We start from the raw sequence: 2,767 nt of genomic DNA on the forward strand, positions 1-2,767 counted from the left end.
AAACAGCATACTGACATCCTTCTTGAAATCCTGTATCATAAGCTTGATTCGGAACAAGCTTGTCTAACTTTTTGGGGCTTCCATGATATAAATATTCTTTAGCCATTAAAGCTTCTCCAACTCCCATGGTCATTTTTACTGAAATTAAACCATTCCACTATTATTCCAGGGCTTTAAGATAAATAGTACAAGAATGATTTTCTTTAGACTCATAGACATCTTTAACTTCATACCCGAGCGCCCATTCCGGTATTTTATCTTTAACTAACTTTCCATGATAAAAGCTGCCCCAAACATCATCTCTTTCACTATATTGACAAATATCTACTTCCATATCTGCTGCGTCATTTGCATACAGTCGTATGTAGTCACTAAGTGTCCGCGGATAAGCCATATTACTTGTCCTTTCTTTTCAGCTCATAACTGCCAATGTTTTCCCATCATAGAAAGATTCTTTGCCGCATAAAAACCTGCTTTTTCATAAAAGTGCATGTGGTGAGCATCATTTACCGAAATAAGCTCAAGGTGCTCTGCTCCATTCTTTTTCACAACATCCTCAATTTCAGCCATAAAATCCGAACCATACCCAAGATTATGAAAGCCTGTAAATATAACGATTTCCTCAAGGAAATATGCAAGAAGATCATCGAACTGCTTATAATATCCCATGCAAAAGCCGGTCATACTGCCGTTATCATCATACTGAATCTGGCACATTGCATCTTCTATTGTCATAACCTGGTGGATTCTCTTGTACGCTTTCTCGTAAGTAAAGCAGCAATCTTCTACTGTGTTGTAGTACTCTATATATTTTTTAACTACTTCATCAAGTTCTTTTTCTGTTAATTCTGTGTATTTCATATTTGTTATCCTAAATCCTCTGTCTGCAGCTTCATTAAAGCCTTTCTCTTATCTCATTCAATTCCTCGATACTGAATTCTATAGGAGATGCATTATAAACCTCTATCGTATGCGACTGTTCAATGGAATATCAGTAGTCCCCTGAACTTTTCTTAATGTATTCCAATCTGTTTGTCCATGTCTCGCAAAATATATCTTCACAATACATTCCTAACCTTAGTACACTTATTCTCTATTACACAGAATGACGTTTGATGTCCGTACAATTTCCAAACTCAACAAAGCTGAAGTTATGTGTCTATCCTTATCATTTCCACATTAGCCTTGTTTCTGTATACTAAATCATCTCTAACAGTAAACCCAGCTTTAGCCCAAAACGCATTTCCCGTGACATTTCTATCAAAAACGACTAACGCAACTTTATTTATTCCATTTGCCTTAAGTGCATCCATAGCTGCATCTACAAGTTTAGTCGCTATTCCTTGATTCCTATAATCAGAATTAACCGCAGTGTGATAAATAAACCCACGTCTTCCATCATGCCCTGCAATAATTACGCCGATAATCTCATCTGACATTTCGGCGACAAAGCAAGTATTCGGATTTCTATCAAGATATTTAGCAATCCCTTCTTTGGAATCATCAAGGTTATTTAGCCCCATTCCATCACAAGAAAGCCACAAATGATACACCTTTTCGTAGTCGTCAATTGTCATTAGTCGTATAATCATATCCATTCCACCCTATACCGATTTATAATTGTCACTTAAGCCTGAATTTCAATAGCTTTAATTCAAAGATATATTACTAATGTACTCTTCTCGTCCTGTCCACTTCGTATGCTATATACTCATGATCAAACTTATACCCAAGCTTCTCAGCTAGACGAACTGAATTCATGTTCTGTGCATCCCAGCTTGGATACAGATTTTCTTTCAGACACCTGAGGATAAGTGCTGAACAGGCAATAGTCGCAAGATGATTCTTTCTTTCGGATTCAACAGTATCAACTTCTATTTCTATTCCTTCGTTGTATCTGGTATAAGAGGACGCACCAGATACGATTTTATTATCTTTCAAAATGACGATTCCCCTGCCAAGTTCAAGATACTGCTCTTTACTGACAAAAGAAGATACAAAATCTCTTGTCACTGGATCTTCCAAACACTTGTCGTAAAGGTCTGAATCAATTTCTTTTAACTCATACCCGTTTGGAAGCATGTCTATATTCTTCTGTAAGGAAGCCTCATAAAATTTGGTATCCTTCTTAATGGCATATCTTGTCACTTTCCTTGCACTTGGATATACCTCTTCTATTAGAGCTGCCCAGGCTTCGTTCTGAGGTGTAATAATTGTAAAGCCTTCCGGCTTGTTTTCTAAAAGCTCTCTGTTTGGCTTCCCTGCCACAAAGCCAAAGCAACCTACATATGCAAAAGCAGAAACAGGATCAACGTGATCAGTAACAAAAATCTTCCCCATAACCTTTTGAACACAGGAATAAATCAATGTTTCCTGCCAGCCTGCAAATAAATCTTTTACTTTAGAAGTATCTTTTAATTCTATAACCATTTATGCACCACCTATAGAAGTTATTCGATTATAAAAAATCACCGATCTTTCCAAGCATCTTGCCAAGGCTATGATATCTGCCCGAATAGATAATCGGATCCAGCACTGTCAGATCAATATCAAATATATCTTCACACATAAGACTTTCATCCATCTGTATATTGCGGATATGACAGAAAAAGGTGGTTGAATCCCTAGTCTCGACAGTTCTTGCAACCTCGCATTCATATACCCATCGGCTTTCGTTTAAAACAGGAACATCCAAAACCTCTCCTCGAACTACTTCGTAGGATATATCATCTTTAGCACCGTCTTTGGCATGCTTTGATCCAAAATA

At 37.2% G+C, this 2,767-nt stretch carries 5 protein-coding genes and 1 pseudogene; all 6 read right to left on the reverse strand.

Annotation, left to right across the window (positions count from 1 at the left end; all coding sequences use genetic code 11):
• Positions 1-160 precede the first annotated feature (160 nt).
• Positions 161-394 (reverse strand): hypothetical protein, encoded by a 234-nt coding sequence (locus tag K6G87_RS17050; RefSeq protein ID WP_296839929.1) that lies wholly within the window; start codon positions 392-394, stop codon positions 161-163.
• Positions 395-417: 23 nt separating this feature from the next.
• Positions 418-861 carry a GNAT family N-acetyltransferase gene (locus K6G87_RS17055; protein WP_242830955.1) on the reverse strand — a complete coding sequence of 148 codons (444 nt, stop codon included), beginning with the start codon at positions 859-861 and terminating at the stop codon, positions 418-420.
• Between the two features lie 102 nt (positions 862-963).
• Positions 964-1,062 (reverse strand): histidine phosphatase family protein, encoded by a 99-nt coding sequence (locus tag K6G87_RS19995; protein WP_296839937.1) that lies wholly within the window; start codon positions 1,060-1,062, stop codon positions 964-966.
• 89 nt (positions 1,063-1,151) lie between these two features.
• Positions 1,152-1,592, reverse strand: coding sequence for a GNAT family N-acetyltransferase (locus K6G87_RS17065; protein WP_296839941.1), 441 nt, complete (start codon positions 1,590-1,592; stop codon positions 1,152-1,154).
• A 76-nt stretch (positions 1,593-1,668) separates the two neighbouring features.
• Positions 1,669-2,430 (reverse strand): GNAT family N-acetyltransferase, encoded by a 762-nt coding sequence (locus tag K6G87_RS17070; RefSeq protein ID WP_296839943.1) that lies wholly within the window; start codon positions 2,428-2,430, stop codon positions 1,669-1,671.
• 28 nt (positions 2,431-2,458) lie between these two features.
• A pseudogene (locus K6G87_RS17075) lies at positions 2,459-2,767 on the reverse strand (flavin reductase family protein); the annotation flags it as partial.

It is taken from the genome of Butyrivibrio sp. (genome assembly GCF_024699075.1).